This window comes from Bariatricus sp. HCP28S3_D3 (assembly GCF_052065755.1).
In the GTDB taxonomy this organism is placed as follows: Bacteria; Bacillota; Clostridia; order Lachnospirales; family Lachnospiraceae; genus Allocoprococcus.
This window is the reverse complement of record NZ_JBQHTK010000004.1, coordinates 56,729-74,409: the sequence shown is the minus strand read 5'-3', so window position 1 is coordinate 74,409 and position 17,681 is coordinate 56,729. Positions and strand designations below refer to the sequence as shown.

The 17,681-nt window shown below is 47.6% G+C and carries 17 protein-coding genes; 1 reads left to right on the top strand and 16 read right to left on the bottom strand.

The features are described 5' to 3' along the window. Position 1 precedes the first annotated feature (1 nt). The 14 genes from cobA to cbiD are packed head-to-tail and all read right to left on the bottom strand — an operon-like array spanning position 2 to position 14,503. Positions 2-1,606: a uroporphyrinogen-III C-methyltransferase gene (gene cobA / locus ACTNB3_RS04955; protein ID WP_441024668.1), complete on the bottom strand. Its 1,605-nt coding sequence runs from the start codon at positions 1,604-1,606 to the stop codon at positions 2-4. Next, entirely contained in the window at positions 1,596-2,483 is an 888-nt protein-coding gene (hemC, locus tag ACTNB3_RS04950; RefSeq protein ID WP_441024667.1) for a hydroxymethylbilane synthase, read from the bottom strand. The genes cobA and hemC overlap by 11 nt, the downstream gene beginning before the upstream one ends. Then, entirely contained in the window at positions 2,471-3,997 is a 1,527-nt protein-coding gene (locus ACTNB3_RS04945; protein WP_441024666.1) for a cobyric acid synthase, read from the bottom strand. Before ACTNB3_RS04945 ends, hemC begins: the two co-directional genes overlap by 13 nt. Then, positions 3,960-5,066, bottom strand: a complete 1,107-nt coding sequence (locus tag ACTNB3_RS04940; protein WP_427807228.1) for a pyridoxal phosphate-dependent aminotransferase — start codon at positions 5,064-5,066, stop codon at positions 3,960-3,962. Before ACTNB3_RS04940 ends, ACTNB3_RS04945 begins: the two co-directional genes overlap by 38 nt. A 44-nt stretch (positions 5,067-5,110) precedes the next feature. Further along, positions 5,111-6,067: an adenosylcobinamide-phosphate synthase CbiB gene (gene cbiB / locus ACTNB3_RS04935; RefSeq protein ID WP_441024664.1), complete on the bottom strand. Its 957-nt coding sequence runs from the start codon at positions 6,065-6,067 to the stop codon at positions 5,111-5,113. After that, positions 6,064-6,645: a histidine phosphatase family protein gene (locus tag ACTNB3_RS04930; RefSeq protein WP_427820609.1), complete on the bottom strand. Its 582-nt coding sequence runs from the start codon at positions 6,643-6,645 to the stop codon at positions 6,064-6,066. The genes cbiB and ACTNB3_RS04930 overlap by 4 nt, the downstream gene beginning before the upstream one ends. After that, positions 6,636-7,397: an adenosylcobinamide-GDP ribazoletransferase gene (locus tag ACTNB3_RS04925; protein ID WP_427820608.1), complete on the bottom strand. Its 762-nt coding sequence runs from the start codon at positions 7,395-7,397 to the stop codon at positions 6,636-6,638. Before ACTNB3_RS04925 ends, ACTNB3_RS04930 begins: the two co-directional genes overlap by 10 nt. 18 nt (positions 7,398-7,415) lie before the next feature. Next, entirely contained in the window at positions 7,416-8,501 is a 1,086-nt protein-coding gene (gene cobT, locus ACTNB3_RS04920) for a nicotinate-nucleotide--dimethylbenzimidazole phosphoribosyltransferase (protein ID WP_441024663.1), read from the bottom strand. Beyond that, a complete protein-coding gene (locus ACTNB3_RS04915) occupies positions 8,486-9,889 on the bottom strand; it encodes a cobyrinate a,c-diamide synthase (RefSeq protein ID WP_427820606.1) in 1,404 nt (467 codons plus the stop codon). Before ACTNB3_RS04915 ends, cobT begins: the two co-directional genes overlap by 16 nt. Continuing rightward, positions 9,890-11,107: a precorrin-6y C5,15-methyltransferase (decarboxylating) subunit CbiE gene (cbiE, locus tag ACTNB3_RS04910; RefSeq protein WP_441024662.1), complete on the bottom strand. Its 1,218-nt coding sequence runs from the start codon at positions 11,105-11,107 to the stop codon at positions 9,890-9,892. Continuing rightward, a complete protein-coding gene (cobJ, locus tag ACTNB3_RS04905) occupies positions 11,100-11,831 on the bottom strand; it encodes a precorrin-3B C(17)-methyltransferase (protein WP_427820604.1) in 732 nt (243 codons plus the stop codon). The genes cbiE and cobJ overlap by 8 nt, the downstream gene beginning before the upstream one ends. A 9-nt stretch (positions 11,832-11,840) precedes the next feature. Next, complete coding sequence (cobM, locus tag ACTNB3_RS04900; RefSeq protein WP_441024730.1) at positions 11,841-12,599, bottom strand: precorrin-4 C(11)-methyltransferase; 759 nt, start codon at positions 12,597-12,599, stop codon at positions 11,841-11,843. Continuing rightward, positions 12,599-13,345 (bottom strand): precorrin-2 C(20)-methyltransferase, encoded by a 747-nt coding sequence (cobI, locus tag ACTNB3_RS04895; protein ID WP_441024660.1) that lies wholly within the window; start codon positions 13,343-13,345, stop codon positions 12,599-12,601. Before cobI ends, cobM begins: the two co-directional genes overlap by 1 nt. Positions 13,346-13,363: 18 nt before the next feature. Continuing rightward, entirely contained in the window at positions 13,364-14,503 is a 1,140-nt protein-coding gene (gene cbiD, locus ACTNB3_RS04890; protein ID WP_441024729.1) for a cobalt-precorrin-5B (C(1))-methyltransferase CbiD, read from the bottom strand. A gap of 178 nt (positions 14,504-14,681) precedes the next feature. Here cbiD and ACTNB3_RS04885 point away from each other — a divergent pair, with 178 nt between their 5' ends. Beyond that, entirely contained in the window at positions 14,682-15,986 is a 1,305-nt protein-coding gene (locus tag ACTNB3_RS04885; protein WP_441024659.1) for a glycosyltransferase family 2 protein, read from the top strand. A 118-nt stretch (positions 15,987-16,104) separates the two neighbouring features. Here ACTNB3_RS04885 and ACTNB3_RS04880 read toward each other — a convergent pair whose 3' ends face one another. Continuing rightward, a complete protein-coding gene (locus ACTNB3_RS04880; protein WP_441024658.1) occupies positions 16,105-16,629 on the bottom strand; it encodes a hypothetical protein in 525 nt (174 codons plus the stop codon). Between the two features lie 488 nt (positions 16,630-17,117). Continuing rightward, entirely contained in the window at positions 17,118-17,672 is a 555-nt protein-coding gene (yfcE, locus tag ACTNB3_RS04875; protein WP_441024657.1) for a phosphodiesterase, read from the bottom strand. Positions 17,673-17,681 lie beyond the last annotated feature (9 nt).

The window sequence follows — 17,681 nt, the reverse complement described above, 5'->3', positions numbered from 1 at the left end:
TTCATTCTCTTTTCGTATTCTGCAGGAAATGATCACAAATTGTCTGAAGGATTCCTTCTTCTGAGGCTTCTTCTGCCGTCAGAATCTGTAGTGCATTTCTCTCGTCCGATGTCTTCATGCAACGCTCGGCTTCTCTTTTTGTCTGCTCCCCGATACAAACTGCGCACATGTTTTCAAATCCACTCTCCTCGAAAGAAGCCATGAACCCTCTTACCGTAGAAGCGCTGGTAAATGTTACGATATCAATTTCTCCATTTTCAAGCAGATGCTTCACTCTTCCGGTCACAGCATCATTTCCTGTATACACCGTAGTATAGAGCGGAATATCTTCAACAGCAAGTCTCTTTCTCGCAAGTGGAGGCAACAATTCGGGAGATCCCTGCTCCGCCCGCACAATGACGATATGACTTCCCGGAGCTGCCTTTTCTGCAATACAAGTTCCCAGACTCTCCGCGTTAAAAATCTCCGGAACCACATCCGCAAAAATGCCTGTTCCTGCAAGCTCCCTTTCTGTTGCAGCACCGATTGCGGCAATTTTTATATCCGCCGGTCCCCCAAGCAGCTGCCGCAGATCGATTTTAAGATGTTTCAGTTCCTGAAAGAATACCCGCACACCGATCGCACTGGTAAATATCAGCCATTCCTGATCGGCACATGTTCCGAATTTTTTCATCACTTCACATAGTCTCTCATTCGGCGAGATCACCTTGGTACGTATAGTAGGCATTTCAATGACCTGTGCTCCTAATGTTCTCAGCCACCCAGCCAGATGTCCCGGATTTTCCCTGGGTCTGGTCACTACAATCTGTTTCCCGTTAAGAGGCAGAGCTGCCCTCCAAGCAAACCGTCCTGCCAGTGAACAGACCGACCCGACTACGACCAATGCAGGTGTCCCGATTCCGGAAAGCAGGACTTCGTCTTCCAAATGTTCCAACGTGGAAACCACATTTTTTTGTCCAGCCGTTGTTCCTTTCGCTATGACAGCTGCCATGGTATCTGGATCCATACCTGCATCCATAAGTCCACGACAGATCTTTCCAAGCGAAGTGATCCCCATGAGGAAAACCAATGTCCCCTTTAATGAAACCAACGCCGGATAATCGATCCGGCTGCTTCCGTCTTTTCTCGGATGTCCTGTAATTACATGAAAAGAAGACGTGTAATCGCGATGTGTCACCGGAATTCCTGCATAGGCCGGAACAGCTGCTGCAGATGTAACTCCCGGAACCACTTCAAATAGTATTCCGTGTTCCGCAAGCACTTCTGCCTCCTCTCCTCCTCTTCCAAACACAAATGGATCCCCGCCTTTAAGACGGAGTACCTTTTTTCCTTCCATTGCCTTTTCCAGCAAAATCTGATTGATCTCTTTTTGCGGGACAGGATGATTTCCCTGGCGTTTTCCTACATCAATCATTTCTTTTTCATCCGGAATCAAGCTGAGGATTTCTGTACTGACCAGTGCATCATATACGATTGTATCTGCCTCCTCCATGATTTTTCTTGTTTTTATTGTTAATAGGCCGACATCACCGGGTCCTGCTCCCGCAAGCCATACCTTTCCTTGCTGCTCCATGTCCGTCTCCCTGATTTTTTTATCAATCACCATATTTCCGTCTCATCTCTTTTGCAAGCAGGGCGCCTGCTTCCTGCGCTTTTTGACAAGTCCCCGCGATCTTTTCCTTAAAAAACCGACCATCCGACTCACGATAATAAAGTCCCGACAGACAGAGTTCTTCCCCTTTCGTCCTCGCGTGTGCCGCAACCGGTGATGTACACCCTCCTCCCAGTTCCGCAATAAACTGCCGTTCAGCAAGCGCTGCTGCTCGCGTCTCTCTGTGATCCAGAATCTCTTCCCAGATCCAGTTTTCTCCTTTTCTTCCCTGCACTGCCAAAATCCCCTGACCCGCTGCCGGGATCATTTCCTCCACATCGAAATATCTTCCGATCCGCGACTCCAACCCCAGCCGTTGAAGTCCTGCTGCCGCCAGTACAAGAGCATCGTATGACTCCGTCTCCAGCTTCTCCAAGCGGGTCCGGATGTTTCCCCGTATTCCTTCAAATCTGCAGTCCCCAAACCGTTCTGCCATCTGGATCTGCCTTCTCCTGCTGCCGGTCCCAATGATCTGTAGCCTTCCCGTTTGCACGGCCTGCTCTGAATAGACCAGCACATCCCGCGGATCTCCTCTTTTCGGAAATGCAAAGACCGGTAACTCCTTCGATATTTCCGAAGGCATATCTTTCAGACTGTGCACTGCCAGATCGATCCTGCCCTCCATGAGTGCATGATCCAGTTCTTTCACAAACAGCCCCTTTCCCCCGATCTTCTCAAGGCTCTGATGCAGGATCTTATCTCCGGTTGTTTTCATCGTTACAATTTCAATTTCCAGTTCCGGATGAAACTGCAAAATCCGTTTTTTTACAATTTCGGCCTGTATCACCGCAAGCTTACTTTTTCTGCTTCCGATTCGAATCACAGACTGCATGGCATCTTCATCCCTTTCTCAATTACTTCATAAATATAATTCATATCCAGATTCTCCCGCAGGGCATCTGCGAGAAGGTCATATTGATTTTCCTTATATCGGTTGTAATCCATCGTCATGACTTGATCCGTATCCACTCCCTTTGCTTTTAAGACAGCCCTTACCAATCCGTCCGACACTTCAGCCGAATCAAAGATTCCATGGATATAACAACCATACACATTTCCCTGCCAGGTGCCATCCACTTTTCCCGTCTCTTCATGCAGTTCTTCCTGAATCTTAAGGAGCGGGTTTCCTTTTCTCAGAGTTGTCCTGCCCATATGGATCTCATATCCTTCCAGATGTGATCCGGAAAGTCCGCTCAGGATTCCTTGTGTATCACCGAAACATCCATGAATTCTGCTCCTTGTCTTTTCCCCCTGAAAAACAGTGCAAATCGGAAGCAGTCCCATTCCCTGAATGCTGCCGCCTTTTTCCACCTGTTCAGGATCAAGAATCTCCTCTCCCAGCATCTGATATCCGCCACAGATCCCGAAAACTAATTTTCCGGAAGACGCATGCCGGAGTATTTTCCCTTCCAGACCATTCTGGCGCATCCACAACAGATCTTCCATCGTATTCTTGCTCCCCGGGATCAGAACCGCATCCGGATTACCAAAATCCCCTGCAGATGAGACATATCGGACAGAAAGTTCTTTCCTGTGTTCCAGCGGTGCAAAATCTGTAAAATTCGAGATTCTCGGAAGCCGTATGACAACAATGTCTGCCAGGCCGGAACCACCTTTTCTTTCAAACCGCTCCGTCAGACTGTCCTCTTCATCAATGTCAAGGTGCAGATACGGTACCACCCCACAGACCGGTATCCCGGTTCTTTCCTCCAACATCGTAAGTCCCGGTTTCAGAATTCCTTTGTCCCCCCGGAATTTGTTGATGATCGTTCCTTTGACCCGCATCCTCTCATGTTCTTCCAGAAGTTCAATCGTCCCCACGATCTGTGCAAACACTCCGCCACGATCTATATCGCCCGCCAGAAGGACCGGCGCATCCACCATATCCGCCAGTCCCATATTGACAATATCATTTTGTTTCAGATTGATCTCGGCCGGACTCCCGGCACCTTCGATCACAATAACATCATACTGTTCTTCCAACCGATGATACGCTTCCAGAATCATCGGTATATATTCTTTCTTTTTTCGAAAATATTCCGATGCAGACATCGTTCGCGTCACTTCACCCCGCACGATTACCTGCGATCCCGTATCCGTGGTCGGTTTCAGCAGGATTGGATTCATATCAACAGACGGCTGAATACCTGCCGCCTCAGCCTGCATCACCTGAGCGCGCCCCATCTCCAGACCTTCCGTGGTGATAAAGGAATTGAGTGCCATATTCTGGGATTTAAACGGTGCTACGCGAAGGCCGTCCTGCCTCAGAATGCGGCATAGCCCTCCGACAAGAATACTCTTGCCCACATTAGACATCGTTCCCTGGATCATGATCGATTTCGCCATCTGTCTCCTCCGTTTCTTCTACCTTCACACTCTTCGAATATATATCATACAATGCTTCCAGCAATCTGTGATTATCCCCGCGCTGCCGGATCGCAATCCTGTAAAATCCTTTCTCTAGTCCCCGGTAATTGCTGCAGTCCCGGATCAGGATCCGATATTCCTTCATCTTCTCAAACAGATCCAGATCACTTTTCAGCAAAATGTAGTTTACTTCCGATGGGAAGAAGGTAACTCCAATCTCCGCCAGCCCTTCTTCCATCCATTTTCTTTCCCTGGTAATAAATTCCCTGGTCGTCTGCACTCTTTTCTTTTCCTTAAGTGCCGCAAGTGATGCCGCCTGAGCAGGGATTGATACATTCCAGGGCTGCCGACATCGTTCCATTTTCTCCAGAATGCTTTCATTTCTACTCACTGCATACCCCGAGCGGAGTCCGGGCATGGCATGCATTTTGGTAAATGCCCGGATCACCATGAGATAACTGCTCTTTGCCGCTTCTTTTATCATTGTCATTTCGGATGCATTCTCCATAAAATCCAGAAAACATTCATCCAACACCATAAAGATCTGTTTTTCTTCACATATTCTCAGTATTTTTCGAAGCAGTCCTTTCGGCACGCTTCTTCCGGACGGATTATCCGGTGAACAAAGGAACACTATATCCACATCATCCCGCAAAAACTCCAGGAAATCCTCACCCAGCGCAAATCCTTCCTCCTCTTTCTTTTCATGATACAGAATTTCACATTCCTCTGTCTGAAGGGCCTGCTCATACTCTGCAAACGTCGGAACACTGATGACTGCCTTCTTCGGACGCACCGCACGAACCACATCGTAAATCAACTCTGCAGCGCCGTTTCCAAAGACGAACTGTTTTCCCGGTATTCCGGTGTCTTTTTCCAACGCCTCTCTCAGCTTCCCGCACCGGCTGTCCGGATAATTACCAATCTCAGCGACTGCCTTTCTCGCCGCTTCCATCACTGCCATACTTGGTCCAAACGGTCCTACATTAACGGAAAAGTCTGTCATTCCCGTGTATGTGTAAATATCTCCGCCATGTATATATTCCAATGTTCTTCCCCTTTCTGTTGATTTGTACACTTCTTCTGTTATTTCTAAAAAACCACAATCCGGAGAAGGCCCAGTACGATCAGCGTTAACACCGCTGTTCCGTCCATCAGACGGCCAGCCCGGACAATATCCTCCGCCTCTATTTCTCTGACCGGATCACCGATCGTTTCCTTATGATATAATTTTCCAAAATAATATGCATCTCCCGCCAGCTGTACTCCCAGCGCCCCTGCGCAGACTGCTTCTGTCTGTGCCGAATTGGGACTGGCATGTTTTCTCCGGTCACGCAAATAGATCCGAAGGGCTCCTTTGCCATCCATTCCAAGGCAAAACGCACTCAGTATCATAAAAAATGCGGAAAGCCTTGCCGGAATATAATTGGACAGATCATCCATTTTCGCAGCAAACCTTCCGAAATACAGATACTTGTCATTCTTATATCCTACCATAGAATCCATCGTATTCACAGCTTTATAGAAAAATCCGAGGGGCGCCCCGCCTATCATCAGGTAAAATAGTGGCGCGATCACCCCGTCAGATGTATTTTCAGCCACCGTTTCTACAGCTGCCTTTGTCACACCCTGCTCACTCAGATTTTTCGTGTCCCTTCCGACGATCATGGAGACCGCATATCTCGCTCCAGGAAGATCATGTTCCTTCAAACGATCATACACCTTCCGACTTTCCGTTTTCAGTGATTTCCCCGCAAGAATCTGATAGCACCAGAACATTTCCACGACAAATGCCAGCCACGGATTTACAGAATTTATAAAGTATAAAAGAATTACAGGAATCCCTGTCGAAACGATAACGACTGCAAACCAGAGAACGATCCCCGCCACGTGCAGCGCCCGGTCTGTTTCTCCGCATATCGCCCGAAGCACCTTTTCCATGATTTCAATCCATTTCCCAATCAGCCGCACCGGATGATACAGCCACACCGGATCCCCCAAAATGGCATCCAGCACAAAACCTGCCACACAGACACAAAGTATTCTCATAGTTTCTCAATCTCCGCAAAATATTTTCTGCCGGACTTCCATGCTTCGTCCGGAATCTTAATTCGAAATCCTTCTCCGTTTGCCGCCTGCCAGTGATAAAATTCTCTGTGTTCCGGATCAAACGTTTCCAGAATTGACATGATTGTTCCTCCGTGAACAACAAAAGCGGCATTTTTACAGGCATCCTTCTCAAGCTGATCCATCATATGCTCAAATCCCTGCACACACCGTTTCCGGAATCCATCATGACTTTCCCCTCCCGGAAATGGCATCGTACCGCCGGAATCAATCCATCCCTGATAAAGCGGATTCGCTGACAATTCTAAATAATTCTTACCTTCAAACTCTCCAAAATCACATTCCCTAAGGCTATCACAGACAGTCTGTGTCTGCCCGGGGAAGAGGATCTCCGCGGTCTGCCTGCAACGTTTCATCGGGCTTACAATTACCCGCTCGGTCTTCAGTTCCTGCATACGCTGTGGTATCGCCATCCGGTCAAGCGGCTCATCCGTTCTTCCGATATATCTTTTTTCCAGATTCCCTTTTGTCTTAAAATGACGGATCAATATCACTTCCATGCCTGCATCACCACCATTCCTGTCAGCATGGCAAGTTCACTGACCTGAAGGAAAAATCCTGCCAGATCCCCTGTCACTCCTCCAAATTGTTTTCTGCAGATCCTGCGATAATAGACCCAAGAACAGAAAACGCCGATGGCCGCTCCTATCGAAGCACGTGCATCCGTCCACAACATCAGCGCAGCTCCCGCAAGCAGCCACAGGACAGACGTAATCTGCACCGTTCTTTTCTGTGCGCGATCCTGAAAGGTCCGCGCAAGCCCGCTGTCTTTCGCCGCAGGAAAAGTGACCACCGAATATCCGCTGAGGGCTCTGGAAATGACATAGATACACGCAGCCGGTGCCAGCATTTCTTCCGTAAGTTCCGACCAGATTCCCAGACTCCACACCAGATAACATCCCATTCCCATGACAGCGAATGCTCCGCTGTGAGAATCCTTCAGAATTTCCAGCTTCTTTTGCCGGTCCCCGCAGGAACCAAGCGCGTCCATCGTATCCATAAATCCATCCAGGTGAATTCCGCCGCTTACCACGACAGGGAGTAACGTCATCACCGCCGCGAGCAAAATTCTCCCTACAGAAAGATGGTACATCACGCTTCCGGCAAGATACTGTATACCCCCTGTCACCACGCCTATCAGCGGGAAAAAACACATCGCATACTTCATATTTTTTTCATTCCATTCGATCACCGGCATCGGGATCCTGGAATACATGGAACATGCAATGATCAAAGATTGTATCCAATTCATCGTACTCACTCCACACTGTTATGATAATACCTGATACTGCTCAATATCCATTTCCGAAAATGTTCCCATTTTCCGATACACCTGAAGGCCCATTTCAAGGAGCGGCATCACCGCCACCGCTCCGCTTCCTTCACCGAGACACATGTCACAGGTCAAAAGTGGAGACATGCCGAGCGCATCCAGTACAAGCTGCCCGGCAGGTTCCTTTGACACATGAGAAGGCAGAATATATCCGGCCGCCTCCGGCACAAGACGTACCGCGCAAAGTGCCGCCACAGCAGAGATAAACCCGTCGATCACGACTGGAATCCGATACATGGCTCCTCCCAGGAATACCCCCATAAGGCCCGCTATATCCAGGCCGCCCACTTTAGAAAGGGCATCGATCACATCCTGTTGTTCCGGTTTCTGTTTTTCAATTGCTTCCCGGATGACCCGGATCTTCCTCTTCAGTCCATCACTACTAAGTCCGGCTCCTTTTCCTGTTACAGTCTCTGCTTCTTCATTTAAAAGCACCGCTGCCACCGCACTGCTGGTAGTCGTATTTCCGATTCCCATTTCTCCGGTCGCCAGGATGGCATAACCGGCCTCTTTCTTTTCTTTCACCTGACGGATGCCGACCATAGTTGCCTGCAGCACCTGTTCCCGGGTCATTGCCGGTCCTTTGGCCAGATTGGCTGTGCCGTACGCCACCTTATCAGCCGGTTTTGTGACAGAAGCAACATCACATACCATTCCGATATCAACCGGGAAGACATCAACATTTGCTACCTGAGCCATAATACAGGTACTCGCCTGCCCTTTGGTGAAATTATCCGCCACAGCCGCCGTCACATCCTGCCCGGTCTGTGTGACTCCCTCTTCTACCACTCCATTATCGGCACACATGATAATAAGGCCCTTCTTTTTCAATTCATAGTAATCTGTTCCCAGGATCCCCGCAATCTGAATCACTGCTTTCTCCAGCTTCCCCAGACTGAACAGTGGCTTTGCAACGCTCATCCACCTCTTCTTTGCAAGATCCATGCTCTTTTCATCCAGAGGCCGAATCTGCATTTTTATCTCTTCCAGCTGTTCCTGTTCTGTTTTTATTTTCTCCTGCATTCTTTTCGTCTCCTTTGGCATTCTTTCACAAATCTTACGGCAAATTCCGGGTTTGAGCCCCAGTAAAGATGCGGAAATCCCGCAAAAATCCTGTTCTTCATATGGATTTCTCTCCAGCTCCGTCTTCCGTCCGGCTTCTCAGCCAGACAGTCTTCTCCTATTTTTTGGGCTTCCCAATAATGGAATTCATGTCCCCGGATACACTCTCCCTTCCGCAGATAACATCCGTCTGCTTCTGCTCTTACATTCATGTACCCGAAACGGATCAGCCGCTCTTTCTTTTCTGCACTTCCTTCGAGCAATCCTACCATCGGATAAAAGCTTTTGTCCGTTCCCTGAAGCTGTTCCAGAAGATACAGAAACCCTCCGCATTCTGCGATACACGGCATTCCCTGATTCAGCTTTTCTTTCAGATCCTGTCTCATGGATGCATTGGCAGAAAGCTGTCTGGCATAGATTTCCGGATATCCTCCGCCAAGCAGTATCCCATCTGCCTCTTCAGGTATCTTGCTATCCTCCAGAGGACTGAACCAGACCAGCCTACATCCAAGCGTTTTCAGAATTTCCAGATTTTCTTTATAATAAAAGCAAAACGCAGCATCCCACGCAACAGCAATTGTAACAGGCTCCTTTGCATCCCGGTTTCCCGGTACCACTTCGCTTTCTGCTGAATTCTTTCTTTCTACATCCGAATCCATCAGTGCGAGCACCGCATCCAGATCCACACTTTTCTCAAGGATCTCTGCCGCCTCTTCAATCTGTTTCTTAAGATCAGCAATTTCCTCCGGAAGGATGAGTCCCAGATGACGGCTCTCCAGCTGAAACGCAGGATGTTCCGGCACATATCCCAGCACTTTCACATCATGCCCCATCTCCCGCAGCCCGTGCACGATCATCTCTTTCATTTTCGGATACAGTGACGGTGAAATACGGTTTAGAATGATTCCGCTGATATGGCTGTCGTTCCGGAATTCCAGCATTCCCTTTAGCACAGCCAGAATCGACAGAGCCATTCCGCGGCACGGAAGCACCAGGATCACCGGAACGCCAAGCGTTCGTGCCACATCATAGGAGCTCGCCTCCTCTGTGCCAAGGCCCATCCCGTCATAATATCCCATAACGCCTTCAATGACGGCTGCATCGGCATTTGACGCATGTCGTGTAAAACAAGAGCGCAGCTGCTCTTTTTCGCAGAAAAACAGATCCAGATTTTCCGAATCGATTCCCAGCACGTTCCGGTGAAACATGGGATCAATATAATCCGGACCACATTTGCATGCTGCCACACCTATTCCTTTTTTCACAAGAGCTTCCATCAGGGCACAGGTGACTGCCGTCTTCCCGCTTCCGCTCGCCGTAGCCGCAATCATAATTCCAGGTATTTTCATTTATCCATCTATTCTCCCATCTGATACAATATAAACAGGATTCATTCCCATCATCATGTGATAATCTCCAAGCTTATGCGCTCTTGATGCCGTGATCTGACGGATCTCAGGTTCCTGAAGAAGTCCTTCTTCTGCAGCTTCCATCACTTCTTTCAGTGTTTCCAACGAGATTGCATTGATCACGATCCTTGCGTCCGGATTCTTCCTGCGGACGCATCGCAGGATTTCTTTCAGATTTCCGGAGCTTCCTCCGATAAATACATGGGTGGGTATTTCCAGGCCTTCCAGCACCTGCGGTGCCACACCATGAATAACCTCCAGATTGTCCGTCATAAACTTTTTCTTATTTGCCAGAATCAGTTCAATGCCCTCCGCCTTTTTTTCCACAGCATAAACGCGGATCCCCGGCGCCTGAAGTGCCGCTTCGACCGATACAGATCCGGTTCCGGCGCCGACATCATAGAGGACCGCATCCCGGGTGAGCATAAGACTGGCAAGACTTAACGTTCGGATTTCCTCCTTCGTCATCGGCACTTTTCCACGGATAAATGCTTCATCCGGCAAATGCACACAGGCTCTCCGTGATGGCTCCGGGTTTTCGATCATCACAACAGAAAGCTCCGCGAAATTCTCCGGTTTCGCGTCCGATGCCTGAACGGTAAGAATCTCTTCCTCCGCATAAGAAAGGCGATTTCCAATATAGAGCTTCAAATTCTGCAGTCCGTAGTATTCCAGTTTTTCACAGATCATCGCGCCGGAATCTTTACCAAGAATCAGAAACGTCTTTCGGTTCTCTCTGACTGCCTGGATAAAATTCTGCTTTCTTCCGTGAATGCTGCAGATCGCAGCATCTTCCCAGCTTGTGTGAAGGCGTGCCGCCAAATACACGATTGAAGAAATCCCCGGCAGAATCTGCACCGCAATCCCACTTTCCTCCAAGACCTTTACCAGTGCTTTTGCCCCGCTGTAAAATCCGGTGTCCCCGGAAAAAAGGACCGCACATTTTTCATATTCTATATGTTCCACCAGATAATCCCGGATCCTCTCCGGCCGGTATTCTATAAACTGCGGCCGTTTCCCATCCGCAAATAATTCTACCATCCTGGCTGCTCCGATGATCAGATCACTTTCTTCAATACATTCCTCTGCTTCCAGCGTCAGAAGCTTTTGATCTCCCACTCCGACTCCGACACAGAAAACCCTGCAATTTCTACACATTCTTGTATCCCCTTGGCGTCACCATTTTATCTCCGATTATTCTGGTCTCTTCATTTCCTACAAATACAGTCGTAAACATATCCACATCCGTCTCAGATAGTTCCTTAAGACTCAGTATCTTCATACATTCGCCTTCCCGACCGATATTTTTTACAATGCCGCACACCGTATCTTCCTTTTTATATTCCATCATACAGAGGCAGGCTTTCTTCAGATAATCCACTCTTTTCCTGCTGGAAGGATTGTAAATGCAGATTACGAAATCTGCCATTGCAGCCATCCGGAGACGCTTTTCTATTTTTTCCCAGGGCGTCATCAGATCACTGAGACTGATGACTGCAAAATCATGCATCAGCGGCGCTCCAAGTATTGCGGCTCCTCCGGAAGCGGCTGTGATACCTGGAACTACTTCAATCTCCACACCCGAATAATCCGCTGCAAGCTCATACACCAGCCCTGCCATTCCATATATCCCTGCATCTCCACTGCAGACCACTGCTACATTCTGTTCTTTCCCGGCCTCCTCAAGCGCCATCCGGCAACGCTGCACCTCCTGCCTCATCGGAGTAGACAAACAGATCTTGTCCGGATATTCTTCCTTGATCAGATCAATATACACCGTATAACCCACGATTACCTGACATTCGCTTAAAACCTTTGCCGCTCGTACCGTCATCTGGTCCTTCGCACCCGGGCCGATTCCCACTACATATACTTTTCCCATACCTGCTCCTTATTCTGCCTTTCCTTGTCTGAATTCAGTCGTAAACGCCGGATTATAGAGCTCCGAACGCCTGTAATCTCCATTTAAGATGGACCCTACAACAATCAGCGCTGTTTTACGGATCCCATATTTTTCTGCAGTTTCTTTCAAAGTCCTCACCTCGCAGTGATGCACCTCTTCCTCCGGCCAGGTTGCCTTGTACACGATAGCCGCCGGTGTATCTTCCGGATATCCTCCTGCAATCAGCTCTTTTGAAAGTTCACCCAGCATACCGGTACTTAAGAAGATCACCATCGTCGCCTGATGCACTGCAAAACTGCGGATGGATTCGCTGTCCGGCACCGGCGTACGTCCCGCCATTCTGGTAATCACCACCGACTGGGAAATTCCGGGAAGTGTATATTCCGCTTTTAGTGCCGATGCTGCCCCGCAAAAGGAACTGACCCCCGGGCATACTTCATAGGAAATCCCTTCGGCATCAAGCGCATCCATCTGCTCCTTGATTGCCCCATACAGACAAGGATCCCCCGTGTGCAATCTCACAACATGCTTTCCTTCTCTCTCCCCGTGGATCAATACCTCCAACACTTCCTCCAGTGTCATATATGCACTGTTGAATATTTCACATGTTTCCTTACACATATCCAGCAGTTTCGGATTCACAAGAGATCCTGCGTAAACCACAATGTCCGCCTCCATGAGCAGCTTCTGCCCCCGAACCGTGATCAGATCTTCTGCTCCCGGTCCTGCTCCTACAAACTGAATCATCATTCTTCCTCCTTCACGATCAGCAGAGAATAATAACTCGCCTCATCCGGAATCTCCTCCGCTGATCTGTAGATTCTCTCCTGCTCCATTCCACAATTCTCCACCATACAGATTTCCATGCCCCGGGATCTAACTTCTTCTTTGACATCCGGGAGCTTCTTACCCGCTTTCATGAGAATCTTTGTCCCGGGAAGCGACAAGCTCTCCTTCACTCCGTAAGATGCCGGGATGATATGGATTTCCTCCCGGTTTTTCGCGATTTCCATATCAATCCGGGCAGCAGCAGCACAGAAAGACGGCACTCCCGGAACCATAACGGTATCAAATCCCCATTCTTTGATCCTGTGATGAAGATACATCCCCGTCGAGTACACAGATGGATCCCCGAGTGTAATAAATGCAATCGTTTTTCCTTTCTCCAGCCACCCTGCCGCTGCTTTTGCATCCTCATCATGAATGTTCCGAAGAATATCCTTCTGCTTCATCATCGGCATGGACAAATACAGCTTTGCTTTCTTTTCCAGTTCCGGTACCGCCTGCCGCACGATTTTCCATGCCGCGCAGCGTTCCAGCAGTTCTTCCCTCACAGCTGTTTCCTTCTCTTCTTCATAATAGGTCCCCGAAAAGTCCGTACCCGAAACAGGAATCGCAATGATGTCACTCTCCCTCAGAATCCTGACTGCCTTTATCGTCAGAAGTTCCGGATCCCCCGGTCCCGTTCCTACCACATAAAATCTACCTTTCATGACTTTTTTCTCCCTGCTCTATAACCTTTTTTGTATACTAGCCGCTATCTCATCGGCAAGGGGCGTCTTCCCGAGAATCCCGTAAGATGTCTCAAACATGACCGCTGCTGTTTCCACACGATCCCCCACTCTATGCCTCATATGTTCCTCGATCTTCTCCATGATGCCACGCATCGTCGTTTCCAGAATCCCGGCACTTTTCAGAATATCCAGTGCCTCCGTTGTCGTAATGCACTCCATGATGCTGACCACATCCTCCCTTTTGGCCCCTGCAACTGCCGCATGAGCCGCCAGCACTTCCATCCGGCAGTCCGCCTGTCTGGAATGTGTGTTCATGACACCGGCGGCCAGTTTCACCAGCTTGCCGATATGCCCAACCAGAAGAATACCCTCCATTTCCAGACAAACCGCATCATCCAGTGCTTCTCCTATATAGTTGCTGCATTTCACAGCCAGATTCCCGTCATAACCAAGACTTTCTCTCAAAAAATCCGTTCCATAATTTCCCGGAACCAGATAACAGTAAGATGCCCCGTTTTCTTTCAGCATCTTCATTTCCATGAAAATGGTATCGGTCAGTGCCCGTTCACTCATAGGCTCCACGATTCCGGTCGTTCCAAGTACAGAAATGCCACCTTCAATGCCAAGCCGCGGATTAAACGTCTGCGCAGCAAGCCTCTTTCCCTCCGGAATGGAAATAACCACTTCCAGGCCTCCGTCATATCCGGCCAGTTTCATCTGCTCTTCAACGGCATTTAATATCATCTGTCTGGGGATCTTATTGATTGCCGCCTCTCCGACCGCCTGCTCCAGGCCTTTGCGCGTCACGCGGCCCACACCTTCCCCTCCGTCAAGCGTGATCCGGCCGGACTCATTCTTTGCAACTTTAGCAAATACATAGACTCCGTTCGTCACATCCGGATCATCCCCGCTGTCCTTTTTCACCGCACAGCTGACGAAATCATTCTGTCTCTCAATGTGCTCAATTTCCAGATAGAGCAAAATGCCGGCCGGTGTCATAAGCCTGACATTCTGTATTTTCTCACCGGTTAACAGCATGACAGCAGCGGCCTTCGCAGCAGCGGCGGCACAGCTTCCGGTGGTGTATCCTGTTCTCATCTTCTTCTGATTCTTCCAGACTATTCTGCTGTTTTCCATGATATATGAATCCTTTTCCAATCCATTTTCCAAAATCACTTCTATATTATAAGGAATTTTCCCGTTTCCTGCAACCATGCCATTATTTTACACCAGACATTTTTGAGAATCCACTGTATTTTTATGGATAAATGCGATACAATGTTACTAGTTTATAAATAGTTAGGAGTGTGCACTGATGAACCCGACCGTAAGTATTATTGTACCGGTTTATAACGCCGAGGCAACGATTTCCCGCTGTATTGAAAGTATTATCAACCAGGAATACCGGGATTTTGAGCTTTTACTCATCGATGACGGCAGTATCGATTCTTCAGGAACGATCTGTGACCGTTATGCTGCTGAAGATTCCAGAATCCGTTTGATACATAAAGAAAATACCGGAGTTTCCGAAACCAGGAATATGGCGCTGGATCTTGCATGCGGCACTTACCTGCAGTTTCTCGACAGCGATGACTGGATCACTCCGAACGCCACCAGACTGTTTGTCGAAGAAGCAGAGCGCTATCATTGTGATATGGTCATCTCTGATTTCTACCGAGTTGTAGGAAAACGAGTTGCCCAGAAAGGAGATATCGACGATGACTGCGTACTGACTCAGGAAGAATTTTCCGCACATATGCTCCAGAATCCTGCTGATTTCTATTACGGAGTCCTCTGGAACAAGCTCTATCGACGTGACATCGTTGAAAAATACCATCTTCGAATGAACCCTCAGATCAGCTGGTGTGAAGATTTTATGTTTAATCTTGAGTATATCAGGCATGCAGAAGTTTTCTATGCACTGCAGGTTCCGGTTTATTACTATGTGAAGACAAAAGGTTCCCTCGCAAGCCAGGGAATGAGTATCAGCAAAACCATTAAAATGAAACTGATGGTATTTGAATACTATAATAATTTTTACAAACATGTCCTCGATGAGGAAGATTATGAGAAGAACCGTCTGCAGGTTTATCGCTTTCTGGTGGACGCGGCAGGCGACGGAGCTGTACCACCTTCTTTCTTCTCCGGCTCCAAAAAGCTTGGGGAAGAACGCAACAGCGTCAGTCAGGAAGTTGTTGCAGGAGAAGGCATTCTTATGGATGACTATCGTGACCGTAAGCTTCTGGATTACTATCTGGAACCGATTGCCCAGAAGAACAATCTCACTTTGGGCGAAGTGCGTCTGCTTTTATGTCTCAGCCAGCTCAGGCATATCGGAACCAGAAAGGAAATTGCAGACTTTGCTGGAATCACCGTGCGCAGTCTCTCACTTTTACTTCAACGGCTTTCCTTAAAAAACATGCTGAAATGTGAAGAAAATCGCACCACAAAAGAGCTGAAGATCACATTCCTTCCGCTTGCATCTCCGATTCAAAATGAGATCGCCGCTGCCCAGAGTAATTTCGAGCAGGCCAAATATGCAGGTTTTACAGAAGATGAACTGATCCAGTATGCCGCACTCACAGAAAAGATCAAAAACAACATACAGAAAATACTATAAGAAAATGCTATATAAAAGGATTGCGATGCCACCCGTACACCGCAATCCTTTTTCTCTTTCACATTTTTACAGAGGACAACGCAATAATCATCACCGTCGTTTGCACACGGCTTAAGTACTACGAATGGATTGCATTACAGCTGATGCGCTCTTCTTCAGACCACGCACTGTAAGTCTCATCCTCACCATACGCGCGCACTCTGACCGTCGCACACTCAACACCGTTTTCCGTCTTTTGTTTCGGACATTCTGTGATAAAGTCATCACTTCCTTCTTTCACACTGAGATAAGCATTTGATGTCTCATAAGTCTTTTTGGTTCCATCCGGTTTGGTAATCTCCACTTTGTAAGAAGTCGCACCTTCTACTTCTCCCCATTCAATCTTGAGGAATGAATATGTGCCATATATTTTCCCTTTATGGCGATACGTAGTTGAAGTCAACTCCGGTTTGTCCAGAATCATCTTTTCAATCTGCTTCTTTACAGCCTGATTGACAGCTTCCTTCACACTGTCGGATAACTCAACATGGATCTGCGGAATCTTTGGCATACTGATAGAATATTTGGGTGTCGCGGCAAATACCGGCAATGAAGAACTTGCACATAAAACGAGTGCAGTTACAAATGATACCATTTTTTTCATAATTTTTTACCTTCCTTTTCTTTAGATGTGAGGAATGAGCCTGCCATACCGGCAATCAATATGGTAATGATGTGATTATTTGTGTAATTATCGAACAATTACGACTGATTATTGTTTCAAAACTGGTAAATTTTGAAGCTCTTAAAAAAGAGCCAGAACGCTTTTGAAAACAAAATACATGATAAGCACATGTATCCATGATAATAAATTGATAGTAATAATAGATTTTTGTCCTTGAAAGATATAACAACTGTCTGATTAGGTCAATTCCTTAAATATCCATGACGATCACCCTCCTTCGTATAAATCTGACGTTCCGTGAGCATATCACATTTCCATAAATCATATTCATGCTCCAATCCTCTTGTCATGCAGAAGTGTCGGTTTCAGATAATAACTCCTCGTCTTCCGCCACCTCTTTCGGACAAGTATTATTATAACAGATGTTTCGTTCCCTGTCATTGAAGTTGTAGTTTAATTTTACATGTTCATTTTACATGTTCATTTTTCCACCGCATTATTTCAGTTCCATCCAGATCTTTCCAAACAAATTCATCCTGCTCCAGAATCATATATCCATGATGGCTTTCCTCTTTCGGAATGGAAACGGAACCCGGATTCATATAAACATACTCCTCATGCTGCGTGCATTTCGGCACATGAGTGTGTCCATTCAGAAGGATATCTCCTTTCTGAATCGGAGGCAAATTCTTTTCGTTATAAACGTGTCCATGTGTCGCATAGATCGTCGTTTTTCCATCGCATACAATACAATAATCCGCCAGAACCGGGAACTTCAGCACCATCTGATCTACTTCTGTATCACAGTTTCCTCTCACGCAGAGAATCTGATTCTTCCGCGCGTTCAACAGTTCTATAACTGCCTTCGGTGCATAATCTCTCGGCAGATCATTTCGCGGCCCATGATACAGGACATCGCCGAGAAGCAATAACTTCCCCGCCTTTTCTCTGTCATATGCCTCCAGCATTTTTTTACAATAATATTCCGACCCGTGAATGTCGGATGCGATCATCCATTTCATTTTTCTTTC